Origin of the sequence: Mycobacterium sp. 852002-51613_SCH5001154, from assembly GCF_001667425.1 — a bacterium.
GTDB lineage: Bacteria > Actinomycetota > Actinomycetes > Mycobacteriales > Mycobacteriaceae > Mycobacterium.
Genome location: NZ_LZII01000006.1, coordinates 30,443 through 45,340, shown reverse-complemented (window position 1 = coordinate 45,340; position 14,898 = coordinate 30,443). Strand labels below are relative to the sequence as shown.

Here is a 14,898-nt window from a genome sequence, read left to right as displayed (position 1 = left end):
GGCGGGACGGCCTCCTGGGTCACGCCAACGCGTAGCGCACCGGCAAGTGTTTGAGGCCACCGACGAAGGTGGTGGCCATGAGTTCCGGGTCACCAGTCAGTTCAATGGATTTGAGCCTGGGCAGCAGCTCGGTGAAGAAGCTGTTGACCTCCATGCGAGCCAAAGCCGCGCCCATGCAGAAGTGCACCCCGTAGCCGAAGGCCAGGTGCTTGTTGGGGTCGCGCCCGACGTCGAAGCGGAACGGGTCGACGAAGACGTCCTCGTCGCGGTTGGCCGAGACGTAGGACAGCAGCACCGAATCCCCGGCCGCGATGGGCACTCCGCGCACGGTGGTGTCCTCGGTGGCGGTGCGCATGAATTCCTTGACGGGGGTGACCCAGCGGATCATTTCCTCGGTGGCCAGTGGCATCAGATCGAGGTTGTCGCGCAGGCGCTCGAGCTGGTCGGGATTGTCGATGAGCGCCTGCAGGCCGCCGGAGATGGTCGCACTGGTGGTGTCGTGCCCCGCGGTGGCGACGATGAGGTAATACGACACGGTGTCGATGTCCGATAGCGGCTCGCCGTCGACGCGGGCGTTGGCGATGGCGGACGCCAGATCCTCGGTGGGGTGCTCGCGGCGGGACTCGGTCACCCCGTTGAAGTACTGGAACATGTCGAACAAGGCGGGCAGCTGATCCTCGTTGGTGGTGCCCCGCTTGAATTCGGAATCGTCACTGCCGAACAATTCCTGGGTCAGCTTGAGCATCCTCGGGAAGTCTGCCTCCGGCAGGCCCAGCAGCGACATGATCACGTAGAGCGGGTAATTGACCGCTACCTCCTGGACGAAGTCGCACTCAGGGCTGGCGGCCATCATCTTGTCGACGTAGATTTTTGCGAGCTCGTCGACGCGAACCTTCAACGCCCGCATCGCCTTTGGCCTGAACCAGTCGGACCCGATCGCACGCACCACCCGATGCTGCGGGTCGTCGAGGTGGATCAGCGTGCGCACGCCCGCGGCCGCTTGCATCTCGTCGCCCTCTGCTGTCGTCAGGACGGGGCGGGGCCAGTTGGTGAACAGCATGTTCTCGCGTTCGATGTCCATAATGTCGGCGTGCTTGGTGATCGCCCAGAACGGCCGGTAGTCCGGCACCTCGACCCACGACACCGGTGCGTTGGCGCGCAAATGCGTCAGCGCCGCGTGCAAACGCCGCTCGTCGGTGTAGGCCAAAGGGTCCGCCAGCAGGTTGGCGGACTCGTCTACCGTGGTTGTGCTCACTCGCGAAACTCCTTCAGTGCGGCTGTGATACAGGACTGGGAGGCGTTGAAGAAGATGGGCAGAACCCGGTCGACGCCGTGGCAGCGATCCCTGAGGGCGGCGGCGATGGTGTCCACCGGGCCGACGACGGCAAAGGCCGCGAGCGCCTCGTCGTCGATCAGCGAGCCCATGGCGTCCCATTCACCCGCGATGGACAGGCGGTGCAGTTCGGTCTGCAGGTCTCCCCAACCGTGCAGTTCCAACACCCTGCGGTATGCGGGCGTCGACCCGTAGAAGGCGATCTGCTTGCGCACGGCGGCGGTGGCGGCCGTCAGTTCGTCCTCGTTCTCGCCGGTCGCGATCATCACCTCGCTGGACACTTCAAAGTCGCTGCGGCTCCTGCCGGTTCGCTGCATGCCGCGGAGCAGCGCCGGCATCGTGACCTCGTCCAGGTAGCGCTTGGAAACCATCGGGTGCCCCAGGTGGCCATCGGCGACCTCGCCGCACATCTCGGTCATCGCCTCGCCCACCGCCGCGATGAAGACTCTCGGCGCGGAATAGGGTTGCGGCTCCGGGGTGAACATCGGCGTCATGATCTTGTGCGTGTAGAACTCGCCCTCGAACCGCAGCTTCCCGCCGTCTTTCCAAGCCGACCAGATCGCATGCAGGGCGGCGACGAACTCGCGCATCCGGCGCGCGGGATGGCTCCACGGCATGCTGAACCGTTTTTCGATGTGGGGCTGAATCTGGGTGCCCAGCCCGAGGATGAACCGGCCCTTCGAGTACGCCTGCAGGTCCCAACCGATGTTGGCGACGATCATCGGGTTGCGGGCGAACGCCACGGCGATGTTGGTGCCGAGTTCGAGCCGCGACGTGCGCTCGGCGGCCAGCAGCAGCGGCAGGAACGGGTCGTGACTGGTCTCCGCGGTCCAGCCGCCGTCGTACCCGTCGCGTTCCAGGGCGACCGCCGCATCGGTCACCCGGGCGAGTTGATTGGGGATGCCCCCGTCGACCTTGAGGCGGGCGGCGTCGGGCATGCGGGTAACTTTACAGTAAGCAATCCAGTATGTGACCCTGCAGACGTAGCGACCGCAAGCGCGGCGTAGCCGGGCGCGGCGGGTCGCCGGCACCGGGCCTGCTCGCCAGACGAACCATCCATGAGGTAGGACAGAGGCATGCCGAAAGCCCAGGACTGGGGAGAAACGCTCGACGATCTCGGGCGGCGCCGCGAGCGCGCGTGGGGTATGGGTGGTCCCGAGCGGCTCGACAAGCACCGCGGCAAGGGCAAGCTCGATGCGCGGGCGCGCATCGAGCGCCTCCTCGACCCGGGGACCTTCCGCGAAATCGGCACGCTGGTCGGCGGTGACATCGCGGCCGACGGCCTGGTCGTCGGCTCCGGATTGATCAACGGTTCGCCGGTGATGCTGGGCTCGGAGGACTTCACCACCATGGCCGGCAGCATCGGACCCGGAGGCAACTCCAAGCGCTACCGCATCGCCGAACTCGCGCTGCGCGACAAGGTTCCCCTGGTGATGCTGCTCGAAGGCGCCGGCTTTCGCCCTGGCGGTGGACATTACGGCCGCGCCCCAACCGACCTGCTCGCCCAGGCGCAGTGCTCGGGCCGGGTACCGACCGTCGCCGCCGTACTCGGCCCCTCGGCCGGACACGGCGCCCTCGTCGCCCCGGTCTGCGACTTCCGGATCATGAGCGCTCAGGGCGCGATCTTCACCGCCGGACCGCCGGTCGTCAAAGAGTCCACCGGAGAAGAGATCTCGAAGGAGGACCTCGGCGGCCCCGGCACCGCCGTGCCGAGCGGCGTGATCCACAACGTCGCCGACGACGACGAAGCCGTGATCGACGATATTCGGCGCTACCTGTCGTACTTCCCGCCGAGCGCGTGGTCGTACCCGGCGCAGTTGCCGCCGGACGGGGACAGCGAGCCACGTGCGACGCCCGAACTACTCGACATCGTCTCTCGCGACAACCGCCGCGTCTACGACATGCGTGCCGTGCTGGACGTGGTCTTCGACCGGCCCGACTGGTTCGAAGTCCAGCCGCAGTACGGCAAGGCGATCATCTGCGCGTTGGCCCATCTCGGTGGCCACCCGGTCGCGGTTGTCGCGAACCAGCCCAACGTGCTCGCGGGCTCCATCGACGCCGACGCGGCGGACAAGGCGGCACATTTCATCATGGTGGCCGACTCTTTCCATCTGCCCATCGTGTTCCTCGCCGATAACCCCGGCATGCTGCCAGGTAGTCGGTCCGAGCGCAGCGGCGTGCTGCGCGCCGGTGCGCGGATGTTCGCCGCGCAGACGGCGGCGACCACGGTCAAGTTGCACGTCACTTTGCGCAAGGCATACGGATTCGGCTCGATGGTCATGTCGCTGTTGGGTTTCGATCACCAGAGCGCGACCTTCGCTTATCCGGGCGCGACCATGGGCGCCATGAGCGCCGCCGCGCTGGGCCGGGCGACGCATGCCGGTGAGGACATCGCCGCGAAGCTGCGTGACGCCGAGCTGCAGGCGTCCTATCGCTCGGCCGAACATCTGGGATTCGACGAATTGATCGATCCCCGCGAAACCCGTGATGCCTTACTCAGTTCACTGCTTCGTGGACTGTCCAGCCGGCAGGCCGCCGCCGAACCGGTCAGCCGGACCGTCATCATGCCTTAACGGGCTAAGCGCTCCCCCGATAGGCCGCGATCACGGGCTCGAGTTCGTCCGGTGTCGCGCCGTGCATGATCACCGCGTCGGCCCCGTAGTCGAATTCCTTGCGCACGCGATCCGCGCATTGCCGGGCAGACCCGGTAGCCGACGGCGCCAGCCACTCGTCGGGGATCAACGTCGCGATGTGCTCGATCTGCTCGGCCGTGGCCTTGTGGTCGATCCCGCCGGCGATCGACGTCACCACCGGGTCGTCCCGGAAGCGTTGCAGCACAGCCGGATCCCAGTTGTTAGTCCGCACCATCAAGTCGCCGTAGCCCTGCAGATAGGTGGCCAGGCGCGCGACCGTCTTCTTCAGCCGCAGCTCCTCGGGAAGGTGGTCGCCGACGGTCGCAAAGCACGACCACACCCGCACGCTGTCCGGGTCGCGGCCGGCCTTTTCGGCCGCGGCCTTCACCGTCTTCGCGCAGCGCTGCAGCGTCTCGGGGGTGAAATAGGTGTGCAGGATGACGTCGTCGAACACGCGTCCCCCGAGTTCGAGTGTCTTCGGTCCGAAAGCCACCAGCGCCAACCGGATTTGCTCGTTGAAGTCGGGGTCGAGGAACAGGATCGGGTATTTGCCCATCGGCCCATCGTGGTTGAAGATCAGCTCGCCGCGCCACAGGCGCCGCATGACCTGTGCCCAGTCCTCCATCTGCGCGGTGGTGACCGCCGGTATGCCGAACGCCCCGTAGATCGCCGCGATTCCCCGGCCGATCCCCAGCGTGAAGCGCCCGCGGGAGAGCCGGTGCATGGTAGTGGCCCACGACCCGGTGATCAGCGGATGGCGGGTGTTGTGATTGGTTGCGGCGGTGGCGATCTGCATCCGGGTCGTCACGGCGCACGCTGCCCCCGTCAGCGACGACGCCTCCTTGACGTTCCAGCGCTCGGAGATGAACGCGGTGCCGAGACCCAGCTCCTCGCCCCGGCGGGCCTCGTCGACCAGTGTTGCCGGGCCTTCCCCGCCGGCACCAGCCAGCAAGTAGTAACCCAATTCATCAAGCGTGCGATCGCTCAACTCCAAACTCCTTGCTGATAGCCGCAATTCCAGACCTCGGCGATCTTCCCGTCGACGACGCGGAACACCTCGATGCTGGCGACGTTGCTCTCGGCGCCGTCCTTGGTTGTCATCGACGAGTCGTAGACGATCGCGACATGCTCGCCGTCGTCTCCGGCGGCGACGACGTTCAGATCGAATCTCAACTTGTCGAACATCGCCCAGACGTCCTTGACCCGGCTGACGGCCTGGTCGCGGGTCAGCGTATGCGCCTCGCCCACCCCGTGCCGGATCACGGTGTCGGCGAACAACTCCTCGGCCAGCTCCAGGTTGTGCTCGTTCCAGACGACGAGGTTGTAGAGTTCGACGACTTCGCGGGCCGTGCGGGCGGCTCCCATCAGCCGGTGACCTCGCGCAGGAATCGATCGGTCACCCGCTGCACGCGCCGGGAGAAAATGTGCCCGACGTGGCTGCCGTCGTACCAGTACAGTTGGCCGCCCCAGCGCGCCTGCAACTCGACCGCGGGATCGCGCATCGCCATCCGGTCATGCCACGCGCCGACGATGAGCCGGCGATGCGGCGGGGGCGCGGGGTCCACCCGCAGCGGATCGATCACCGAGGTCAGCTTAACTACCTCCGGAGACGCCAGCAGGTCGCGGAAGCCGTCGCGGGAGGCCCCCCAGCGCCCCAAGTGCCGGGCAATCATCGCGTTGAGTCCCAGTATCGGCGTGTACAGCGCAACCGCCTCCACCTGCCTTTCCAGGTGCGAAACCAGCGCGGCGACCGGGGTTCCCATTGAAATCCCCGCTACCACAACGGCACTGGCCTGCGGCCGCGCCCAGCGCACCACCGCGCGGATCTCGGACACCGAACGCATCATGCCGGCGACGTTGCCCAATGGGTCCATGTCCGGGTAGGCGGGCCACTCCCGGCGTCGGCAGCCGTGACCGGGCTGCACCGGCAGTGCGACGTTGAACCCGAGTTGGTGGTGTATGCGGCCGATGCGACTCAGCAGCAGGTCTTCGGTGCCGCCCTGACCGGCGCCGTGCACCCAGATCAGCCACGGCCTCGGGCCATCGGGGTGCCGGCACAGGTGCACCACCGCTCGCGCCGGCCCGCCCAGCCCCTCGGCCGCAAGGGATTCCGGCAACGCCGGGTCATGTTCGAATGCCATCCGTTCATACGCGAGGTTGCCGATGCGGCGCCGCCCCACCGAGGTCGCCCGCAACGGTCTCGGCTCGGCGTGCGCACGGTCGATACCCAGGGCGGCCAATTCTTCGGCAGCGGTGGTGCAGCCATGGAGCGACCGGATGCCCGCGGGAGTCCCGCCCAATAACGAAAACCCGCTCAGGACAAGCTCGTCCAGCATCACCTCGCCGAACTGGCGTAGCCCGCGTGGCGACGCTGGAACCCAGCGCGTCGATTGGTTCAGGCCGGCGACCGTACGGGGCACCAACATGCCGAGTTCGCGGGTCACGTCCCTGGCGAGACCCAGGCCTTGCGTTACCTTCGACATTTCAGTCACCTACGCCAGCTTGAAACCGGCGCGTCCGCCGGCCGCGATTTCGTCGCGGCGCTGGGAACACATCGCGCCAAGACTCGGCATCCTTGGTGCCCGGGCATCGGCAGCAGTGCGCCTTCGAACGGCCGGAAAGCTTCCGGCTCGTCAGCCGCCTCCGTCATTTCGCTCCTTGCCGTGCACAGGCTGGACTGCTGAAATCTATACTGTAACGGACTTAGTATCAGGCAATCGGAGGCTTCGGCGTGAAAGTGCCCTTCACCTGGAAGGTCACCGGGTGGTTCATGGTCGGGTGGTCGCCCGAATTCCCGGTTGGCGAGGTGCGGCCGCTGCACTACTTCGGCGAGGATCTGGTCGCCTACCGCGACGAGTCCGGCGAATTACACGTCCTGGAGGCGCACTGCAAGCACCTCGGTGCCCACATCGGCCACGGTGGAAAGGTGCTCGGCGACTGCGTCGAATGCCCCTTCCATGGCTGGCGCTGGGGCCCGGACGGCACCAACCGGTACATCCCCTATCAACCCGACCGGCCCAACCGCGCGCTTCGGCTGCGGGTGTACCCGGTGCGCGAGCAGTACGACTGCGTGTTCGTCTGGCACCAGCCGGAAGGCAAGGAGCCGCAGTGGGACATGCCGGACATCTTCCGGAAATTTCCGCAATTCGAAACCGACCCGGCGGCGTATTACCGCGCGTACCCGGAGTTCTCTCGGCGCGCCGAACGCGAGCCGGTGCATCCGCAGATCGTGGCGGAGAATGCTCCCGACAGCGCACATTTCGAATACGTACACCACGCCACGGTGACGCCGCGGGTGCTGGACTGGAAGATCGTCGACCACGAGTGGCAGTTCGTCGCGGGATGGCCAGACGCGCGCAGCGACAACCCCGACGATCTCGCGCTGCGGTTCCACAGTCACCTGTTTGGCCTGGGCGGAGCGATCAGCGTCTTCGAGGGGGCACAGAACCATCGGCTGATCTTCACCTGCACGCCGGTCGACGACGAGTGTTCGGACCTGTTCTATTCGATCTGGTGGCCACGGGTCCCCGGCGACACATCCGATGTACCGCAGGGCAAGCTGCGCGACGTGATCGAACAGCAATTCCTGTCCACCGTCTTCGACGATCTGCAAATCTGGCGCTACCAAAAGTACGTGGAGAATCCGGCGCTTTCCAAGGTCGACGCGAAAGGGTATATGGCACTGCGGAAGTGGGCGAAGCAGTTCTATGACGTCCCGGCCGAAGTGTCCGCATCGGCATGACAGCGAAACTTGCCGAAGTCGCGGCGCCCGAGCACACCGCGATCGTCACGCAGGAATGCCAGGGCGCCGTCATCGGGCCCAACGCCGGACTGGCGATGCTGGCCGAGGAAGCACGGCGGGTCGCCCTGCCTAATATCGTGCGGCTGTTGCCGGCGGCACGGGCGGCCGGGGCACGCGTCGTGCACTGCCTGGTGCAACGGCGGCCCGATGGGCTCGGCTCCAACCACAACGCCAAGATCTTCGCCATGGGGCACGGTCAGGTTGACATCACCCTGGGCACCCCCGGTGCGGCCCTGCTCCCCGAATTGGGCCCCGAGCCCGACGATCTGGTGCTGAGCCGCTGGCACGGCGTCGGGCCGATGGGCGGCACGGACCTGGACGCGATACTGCGCAATCTGGGGGTCTCCACCATCGTTGTCGTCGGGGTGTCGCTGAACATCGCCATCCCCAATGTCGTCATGGACGCCGTCAACGCCGCCTACCGCGTCATCGTGCCCCGCGATGCGGTCGCCGGCATACCCACCGAATATGGAGAGGCCATCATCGCCAACACCCTGTCCCTGCTTGCGACCATTACCACCACCGAAGAGCTGCTCGACGTGTGGACGCAGCGATGACCGACACCGCACCCGGAGTTCGCGGCGGGTTCCCCGACGTCAAACCAGTCGAGGACGCTCCCGAGGAACTGGGGCCCTTCGTCGCCGCGCTGCGCCGCCTGCAGGACCTGACCGTGTCCACCAAGCCTGACCCCGCGCTTTGGGCCGCCGCGACCGTGCACCTGGAGAACGCATGCGCGCTGCTGAACGGCCACCAGGTTCCGGAGACCGAGTCGGTAGCCGGCCGAGTGCTGAGCCTGCCCGGGTTGGCCCATCCCTTGATGCCGCCCTGGATGGTCACCGAGTCATGTCCCGATGGCGTGACTATGGCGGGCCATTTCACCACCGCCCACATTGGCGGGAACCGGGCCGTGCACGGCGGCATGATCCCGCTGTTCTACGACTGGCTGTTCGGGATGGTGGTCTCCACAGCGGGCACGCCACCCACCCGGACCGCATACCTGCACGTCGATTACCGCAACATCACCCCGATCGACGAGCCGCTGACCGCCCAGGGACAAATCTCCGCCATCGACGGCAGGAAAGTTTTCATTGACGCTACTATGACAGCCGGCAATGGAACCTTGCTCAGCGAAGCCAACGGCTTGATGGTTCGCCTGCTACCCCACCAGCCGTGAGAGGCCTAATGTCCGACACAGCAACACAATTCACGGTTCCCGCCGTCGCGGCGGCCGTCGCGGCCGCGATTCCCGATCGGGAGCTGCTGATCCAGGGCGGACGGCGGTACAGCTACGTAGAAGTGCTCGAACGGTCGCACCGCCTCGCCGCGTACCTGCACTCCCGTGGGCTGGGGTGCCACACCGAACGCTCCGCGATTCCCGGCCATGAGGCCGGCCAGGACCTGCTCGGCATCTACGCCTACAACGGGAACGAATTCGTCGAGGCGTTGCTGGGCGCGTTTCAGGCCAGAGTCGCCCCGTTCAACGTCAACTTCCGCTACGTCAAGAGCGAGCTGCAGTATCTCTTGGCGGATTCCGGGGCGACCGCGCTGATCTACCACGCCACGTTCGCGCCGCGGGTGGCCGAGATCTTGCCGGACCTGCCCCAGCTGCGCGTCCTGATCCAGATCGCCGATGACTCCGGCAACGAATTGATCTACGGCGCAGTGGATTACGAGAGCATTATCGCGTCTTCCACGCTGGAGCCACCACCGGTACAGCCTTCGCCCGACGATCTGTACGTCCTGTACACGGGCGGCACGACGGGGATGCCGAAAGGTGTGCTGTGGCGCCAGCACGACATCTTCATGACGTCCTTCGGCGGGCGCAACCTGATGACCGGGGAGCCGTTCGGATCCGTCGACGAAATCGCGGCGGGGGTCGCCGCGGGCCCCGGCACCAAGCTGATGATCCTGCCGCCGCTGATGCACGGCGCGGCTCAGTGGAGCGTGATGACGGCGATCACGACCGGACAATCCGTCGTCTTCCCGTCGGTCGTTGACCGTCTGGACGCCGAAGAGGTCGTCCGCACCATCGAGCGCGAGCGGGTGACCGTGGTGACGGTGGTCGGTGATGCGATGGCCCGCCCGTTGGTCGCCGCCATCGAGAAAGGGATCGCGGACGTGTCGTCGTTGGCCGTGGTCGCCAACGGGGGCGCGTTGCTCACCCCGTTCGTCAAGCAGCGGTTGATCGAAGTCCTGCCTAATGCCGTCGTCGTCGACGGTGTCGGATCCTCGGAAACCGGCGCGCAGATGCACCACATGTCGATGTCGGGAGCGGTTTCGACCGGCACCTTCACCGCGGGACCGGACACGTTCGTGGCTGCCGAAGATTTGGCCTCGATCCTGGACCCGGGTCACGACGGAATGGGCTGGCTCGCGCAGCGCGGGTACGTTCCGCTCGGCTACAAGGGCGATGCGGCCAAGACCGCCAAGACATTTCCCGTCATCGACGGGGTCCGGTATGCGATCCCGGGTGACCGGGCCCGCCACCGCGCCGATGGCTCTGTCGAACTGCTGGGCCGCGATTCCGTGACGATCAACTCGGGCGGCGAAAAGATCTTCGTCGAGGAGGTCGAGACCGCCATCGCGTCGCACCCCGCAGTGGCCGACGTGGTGGTCGCCGGACGTCCCAGTGAGCGGTGGGGCCAGGAGGTCGTGGCCGTCGTCGCACTGGCCGAGGGTGCCCGCGCCGACGCCGAGGAGTTGGTCGCCCACGCCGGGCAATCGCTGGCCCGCTACAAACTTCCCAAGGCGATCGTGTTCCGCGCGGCAATCGAGCGCAGTCCGTCGGGCAAGGCCGACTACCGGTGGGCGCGCGAGCAGGCGGTAAACGGCTGACCGGCGGGCACGCCCATATTGTCTACTGTAAGAATTACAGTACGATCTTACGCAAGGGCATGCCATTCACGCAGAAGATGCTGGAGAGCCAAGGTGACGACCAACGTTCACGCCGCCGGTGCCGACGGCCGGACCGTCAGCCTGCGTGATCCCTACCCGTTCTTCGCGCGAAAGCGCCGCGAATCCGGGGTGTTCCGCGGGACGGTCATGGACTACTCCAAGACGCCCGAGTCGCTCATGCCCAAGCGGGAGTACTCCGCGGTGTCCTTCGACGCGGTGAATACGGTGTTCCGGGACGGCCGAGTGTTCAGCTCCGCACCGTACGACAAGACGATCGGCCTCTTCATGGGGCCGACCATCCTGGCGATGGAGGGAAAGAAGCATCGCGACCATCGCAACCTGGTGTCCGCGGCGTTCAAGTCCAAGGCGCTGGCCCGCTGGGAGAACACCATCGTGCGGCCGATCTGCAACGCGCTGATCGACGAATTCATCGCCCGCGGTGCAGCAGACCTAGTCCGCAACTTCACCTTCGAATTCCCCACCCGCGTCATCGCCCAACTGCTCGGGTTGCCGGCCGACGACTTGCCGATGTTCCGCAAGCGCGCCGTGCAATTGATCAGCTACCACGTCGACTACGAGAGCGCGTTCGAGGCGTCGGCGGCGCTCAAGGACTACTTCGTCGAGCAGATCGAACAGCGCAAATCCCAGCCCACCGAGGACATCATCGGCGATCTGGTCACCGCCGAGATCGACGGCGAAAAGCTAAGCGACGAAGCCATTTACTCCTTCCTGCGGCTGCTGCTGCCGGCCGGCTTGGAAACCACGTACCGGTCGTCGGGCAACCTGCTGTACCTGCTGCTCACCCACCCGGACCAGTTCGACGCGGTGCAGGCCGATCGCGAACTCCTGCCCCAGGCGATCGAGGAAGGGCTGCGCTTCGAGACGCCGCTCACCACCGTGCAGCGATTCACCACCGAGGACACCCAACTCGAAGGAGTCGAGATTCCGGCACGCGCGGTGGTGGGCGTGTGCATAGGGTCGGCGAACCGCGACGAACGGCGCTGGGATCGTTCGGAAGAGTTCGACATCTTCCGCAAGCACCAACCGCACATCTCCTTCGCCGCCGGTGAGCACACGTGCCTGGGGCTGCACCTGGCGCGGCTGGAGACCCGCGTCGCGGTCGAATGCCTGCTGGACCGGATGACCGACGTCAGGCTGCTCACGGACGACGACCCACACATCCACGGCCAGCCCTTCCGTTCGCCGACGGCGCTTCCCGTGACGTTCAAGGCAAAGTAGGGTCCGAAAATGGTCAAAGTGATGTCGGGCTTCCGGGTCCTGGAACTTGCGCAATTCACCTTCGTCCCGGCGGCCGGCGCCATCCTGGCCGACTGGGGCGCGGACGTCATCAAGGTCGAGCACCCGCTGCGAGGTGACACCCAGCGCGGCTTCATCAACATGGGTGGCATTCAACTCGATCCGGAGCGGCACCCGCTGATGGAGCATCCCAACCGGGGCAAGCGCAGCGTGGGGATCGACGTGTCCACGCCGGGCGGTCAGGAAGTGATCTACGAACTGGCCAGGACCGCCGATGTGTTCCTCACCAACTACATGCCCGCGCAGCGGCAGAAGCACAACTTCGACGTGGAGCACATTCGCGCGGTGAACCCGAACATCGTCTATGCGCGCGGTTCGGCGTACGGCGACAAGGGCGCCGAGCGCGACGTCGGTGGCTATGACGGGACGGCGTTCTGGACGCGCAGCGGCATCGGGTACGCGCTGACGCCCGAGGAGCTGGGCGGCGCACTGGGGCAAGGCATTCCCGCGTTCGGCGACTCCATCGGCGGCATGTTCATCGCCGGCGGCATCTCGGCGGCGCTGCTGCATCGCGAGCGCACCGGAGAAGCCCTCGAGCTCGACGTGTCGTTGCTGAGCACGGCCTGGTGGGCGGCGGGGGCGAGCGTGACGCAGGGCATGGAGACCGGGCAGGTGATGCGCACTCCCATGCCGGGCTCCGCCACCGCGATGTCGGTGAACCCCTTCATGGGCAACTATGAGACCTCCGATGGCGGCACCATCAACCTGTGCATCATCAGCCCGACCGGCTTGATCCGCGACACGTTCGAGCATCTCGGCATCCCCGAGGCGGCCGACGATCCCCGCTTCTCCGACGTGCTCCCGCTGATCCAGAATGCCAACGCGGCCGCCGAACTGATCGCAAAGGCCTTCGCCGGCAAGCCCTTCGAGTACTGGCGGCAGCACCTGAAAACGATGAAGGGTCAGTGGGCGCCGTTCCAGAGCCTGCTCGACCTGGTGGACGACGAGCAGGCCCTTGCCAACGACATGGTCAGCGAGGTCGAACTCGCCAGCGGCGGAAAGCCTTTCCGCGTCGTGCGCGGCCCCGTGCAGTTCAACCACGAGCCGCTGGTCACCACGCGGGCGCCCCAGGCCTCCGAGCACACCGAGATCGTGCTGATGGAACTGGGCATGGATTGGGACCGCATCGAGGAACTGAAGGACTCGGGAGCCATTGCGTGAATGACGTCGCGGTCATCGGTGTCGGCCTGCACCCGTTCGGCCGCTTCGAGGGCAAGTCCGCGATGGAGATGGCCGCTGGCGCCATCCATCTCGCGGTCGCCGACGCGGGCATCGAGTGGAAGGACATCCAAGCCGCCACGGGGGGCAGCTGGACCGTGGCCAATCCCGACGCGATCGTCGCCATGGTCGGACTATCGGGCATCCCGTTCACCAACGTGTTCAACGCGTGCGCGACCGCCGCCAGCGCCGCCAAGGCGTGCGCCGACGGCATCCGGCTGGGCGACTACGACATCGGGATCGCCATCGGTCTGGACAAGCACCCGCGCGGTGCCTTCACCGAGGACCCCGCCCTGGTGGGGATGCCTCGGTGGTACGCCGAGAACGGCCAGTACCTGACGACAAAGTTCTTCGGCATGAAGGCCAACCGCTATTTGCACGATCACGGCATCTCGCAGCAGACACTGGCGAAGGTGGCCGCGAAGAACTTTCGCAATGGGGCGTTGAACCCCAATGCGTTTCGCCGCAAGCCTATCGCCGAAGACGACATCCTCAACTCCGCGATGCTGAACTACCCACTCACGCAGTACATGTTCTGTGCACCCGACGAGGGGGCCGCGGCCGTGGTGATGTGCCGCGCGGACATCGCGCACCGCTATACCGCGACGCCGATTTTCCTGCGGGCGGTCGAGGTGCGCACCCGTCGATATGGCGCCTACGAGGTCAACACCACCTTCGCTCCGGTCGACGAGGACGTCTCCCCGACTGTGTACGCGTCGCGCGCCGCGTTCGAGAAAGCGGGCGTGGCACCGCAGGACGTCGACGTCATCCAACTGCAGGACACCGACGCCGGCGCGGAGATCATTCACATGGCCGAATGCGGGTTCTGCGCCGACGGCGAGCAGGAAAAGCTATTGGCCGACGGCGCAACCGAAATCAGCGGATCGATGCCGGTCAACACCGACGGCGGGCTCATTGCGAACGGCGAGCCGATCGGGGCTTCGGGTCTGCGGCAGATCCACGAACTGGTGCGACAACTTCGCGGCCAGGCCGGCGATCGCCAGGTAACGGGTGAGCCGCGCGTGGGCTTCGCTCAGCTATACGGCGCACCGGGCACCGCCGCGGCAACGATCCTGACTCTCTGAGCGCAGTTTGCCGACCTCGGGACGGGGCCCGGGCACTATCTGGCGACGCTCTGGCGGCAGGCACATCGCTGATCGGCGGGCACCCGTTTCATCACGCTCTCGGCGTGCGCCCCACATCCCGCCCAGGTGATCTTGCCGCAGCGCCCGCAGCTCACGGGGTAACACATGGTTGCTTCCCTACCGTTGAGGGCGAACCGATTGCGCCATTACGCCTTCACCGCAGCTTTTCGCTGTGCGATCTTGGCACGGACCTGCGCCATGTCAAGACGCTTGACCTGATCGATCAAATCGTCCAGCACGGCTGGTGACATCGCTCCCGGCTGACTGTAAACGAGGATTCCATCGCGGAACGCCATGATCGTCGGCACTGAGCGGATGCCTACCGTCGCGGCTAGTTCGCGCTCGGCGTCGGTGTCCACCTTGGCGTACACGATATCCGGGTGGGTCTGCGCGGACCGTTCGAAGACGGGCGCGAAAGCCCGGCATGGCCCACACCATGGGGCCCAAAAGTCAACGAGCACAATCGGACTTGCGAGTACCGTCGACTCGAAGTCGGCGGCGGTCAGTGACTTGACGATCATAATTGCTCCTTTCGAGAGTTTCAGGTGAGGATCG

14 protein-coding genes are annotated in these 14,898 nt (G+C 66.1%); 8 read left to right on the top strand and 6 right to left on the bottom strand.

The window, feature by feature from the left end; translation table 11 throughout:
* Nucleotides 1–19 precede the first annotated feature (19 nt).
* Both A5750_RS02105 and A5750_RS02100 read right to left on the bottom strand, forming a co-directional pair.
* A complete protein-coding gene (locus tag A5750_RS02105) occupies nucleotides 20–1,255 on the bottom strand; it encodes a cytochrome P450 (protein ID WP_066957206.1) in 1,236 nt (411 codons plus the stop codon).
* Nucleotides 1,252–2,271: an LLM class F420-dependent oxidoreductase gene (locus A5750_RS02100; protein ID WP_066957208.1), complete on the bottom strand. Its 1,020-nt coding sequence runs from the start codon at nucleotides 2,269–2,271 to the stop codon at nucleotides 1,252–1,254. The genes A5750_RS02105 and A5750_RS02100 overlap by 4 nt, the downstream gene beginning before the upstream one ends.
* 138 nt (nucleotides 2,272–2,409) lie before the next feature.
* Between A5750_RS02100 and A5750_RS02095 the strand changes: the two genes are divergently transcribed.
* On the top strand, nucleotides 2,410–3,906 hold the full coding sequence (locus A5750_RS02095) for an acyl-CoA carboxylase subunit beta (protein ID WP_066957210.1): 1,497 nt from the start codon (nucleotides 2,410–2,412) through the stop codon (nucleotides 3,904–3,906).
* A gap of 4 nt (nucleotides 3,907–3,910) precedes the next feature.
* On the opposite strand, the gene A5750_RS02090 is transcribed toward A5750_RS02095, so the two are convergent.
* From A5750_RS02090 to A5750_RS02080, 3 genes are read right to left on the bottom strand one after another with little or no spacing between them, the layout of a single operon-like run.
* The gene (locus A5750_RS02090) at nucleotides 3,911–4,954 is read right to left on the bottom strand and encodes a TIGR03857 family LLM class F420-dependent oxidoreductase (protein ID WP_066957294.1); all 1,044 of its coding nucleotides are present in this window, start codon (nucleotides 4,952–4,954) and stop codon (nucleotides 3,911–3,913) included.
* Entirely contained in the window at nucleotides 4,951–5,331 is a 381-nt protein-coding gene (locus A5750_RS02085) for a nuclear transport factor 2 family protein (RefSeq protein ID WP_066957212.1), read from the bottom strand. Before A5750_RS02085 ends, A5750_RS02090 begins: the two co-directional genes overlap by 4 nt.
* Nucleotides 5,331–6,449 (bottom strand): PHB depolymerase family esterase, encoded by a 1,119-nt coding sequence (locus A5750_RS02080; protein ID WP_066957214.1) that lies wholly within the window; start codon nucleotides 6,447–6,449, stop codon nucleotides 5,331–5,333. The genes A5750_RS02085 and A5750_RS02080 overlap by 1 nt, the downstream gene beginning before the upstream one ends.
* Before the next feature lie 248 nt (nucleotides 6,450–6,697).
* On the opposite strand from A5750_RS02080, the gene A5750_RS02075 reads away from it, so the two are divergent.
* From A5750_RS02075 to A5750_RS02045, 7 genes are all read left to right on the top strand, one after another.
* On the top strand, nucleotides 6,698–7,708 hold the full coding sequence (locus A5750_RS02075) for a Rieske 2Fe-2S domain-containing protein (RefSeq protein WP_066957216.1): 1,011 nt from the start codon (nucleotides 6,698–6,700) through the stop codon (nucleotides 7,706–7,708).
* Nucleotides 7,705–8,325, top strand: coding sequence for a cysteine hydrolase (locus A5750_RS02070; RefSeq protein WP_066957218.1), 621 nt, complete (start codon nucleotides 7,705–7,707; stop codon nucleotides 8,323–8,325). The genes A5750_RS02075 and A5750_RS02070 overlap by 4 nt, the downstream gene beginning before the upstream one ends.
* Nucleotides 8,322–8,942 carry a PaaI family thioesterase gene (locus A5750_RS02065; protein WP_066957220.1) on the top strand — a complete coding sequence of 207 codons (621 nt, stop codon included), beginning with the start codon at nucleotides 8,322–8,324 and terminating at the stop codon, nucleotides 8,940–8,942. Before A5750_RS02070 ends, A5750_RS02065 begins: the two co-directional genes overlap by 4 nt.
* A gap of 8 nt (nucleotides 8,943–8,950) precedes the next feature.
* Nucleotides 8,951–10,603, top strand: a complete 1,653-nt coding sequence (locus tag A5750_RS02060) for an acyl-CoA synthetase (RefSeq protein ID WP_066957222.1) — start codon at nucleotides 8,951–8,953, stop codon at nucleotides 10,601–10,603.
* Between the two features lie 93 nt (nucleotides 10,604–10,696).
* The gene (locus A5750_RS02055; RefSeq protein ID WP_067260947.1) at nucleotides 10,697–11,902 is read left to right on the top strand and encodes a cytochrome P450; all 1,206 of its coding nucleotides are present in this window, start codon (nucleotides 10,697–10,699) and stop codon (nucleotides 11,900–11,902) included.
* Nucleotides 11,903–11,923: 21 nt separating this feature from the next.
* Nucleotides 11,924–13,141 carry a CaiB/BaiF CoA-transferase family protein gene (locus A5750_RS02050; RefSeq protein WP_066957296.1) on the top strand — a complete coding sequence of 406 codons (1,218 nt, stop codon included), beginning with the start codon at nucleotides 11,924–11,926 and terminating at the stop codon, nucleotides 13,139–13,141.
* Nucleotides 13,138–14,283, top strand: a complete 1,146-nt coding sequence (locus A5750_RS02045) for a thiolase family protein (RefSeq protein WP_066957226.1) — start codon at nucleotides 13,138–13,140, stop codon at nucleotides 14,281–14,283. Before A5750_RS02050 ends, A5750_RS02045 begins: the two co-directional genes overlap by 4 nt.
* Before the next feature lie 206 nt (nucleotides 14,284–14,489).
* Here A5750_RS02045 and trxA read toward each other — a convergent pair whose 3' ends face one another.
* Nucleotides 14,490–14,864, bottom strand: coding sequence for a thioredoxin (trxA, locus tag A5750_RS02040; RefSeq protein ID WP_066957228.1), 375 nt, complete (start codon nucleotides 14,862–14,864; stop codon nucleotides 14,490–14,492).
* Nucleotides 14,865–14,898 lie beyond the last annotated feature (34 nt).

Coding starts and splice junctions, on each gene's coding strand:
- A5750_RS02100 (WP_066957208.1), bottom strand. CDS start 2,271: ATGCCCGACGCCGCCCGCCTCAAGGTCGACGGGGGCATCCCCAATCAA.
- A5750_RS02095 (WP_066957210.1), top strand. CDS start 2,410: ATGCCGAAAGCCCAGGACTGGGGAGAAACGCTCGACGATCTCGGGCGG.
- A5750_RS02085 (WP_066957212.1), bottom strand. CDS start 5,331: ATGGGAGCCGCCCGCACGGCCCGCGAAGTCGTCGAACTCTACAACCTC.
- A5750_RS02080 (WP_066957214.1), bottom strand. CDS start 6,449: ATGTCGAAGGTAACGCAAGGCCTGGGTCTCGCCAGGGACGTGACCCGC.
- A5750_RS02070 (WP_066957218.1), top strand. CDS start 7,705: ATGACAGCGAAACTTGCCGAAGTCGCGGCGCCCGAGCACACCGCGATC.
- A5750_RS02065 (WP_066957220.1), top strand. CDS start 8,322: ATGACCGACACCGCACCCGGAGTTCGCGGCGGGTTCCCCGACGTCAAA.
- A5750_RS02060 (WP_066957222.1), top strand. CDS start 8,951: ATGTCCGACACAGCAACACAATTCACGGTTCCCGCCGTCGCGGCGGCC.
- A5750_RS02050 (WP_066957296.1), top strand. CDS start 11,924: ATGTCGGGCTTCCGGGTCCTGGAACTTGCGCAATTCACCTTCGTCCCG.
- trxA (WP_066957228.1), bottom strand. CDS start 14,864: ATGATCGTCAAGTCACTGACCGCCGCCGACTTCGAGTCGACGGTACTC.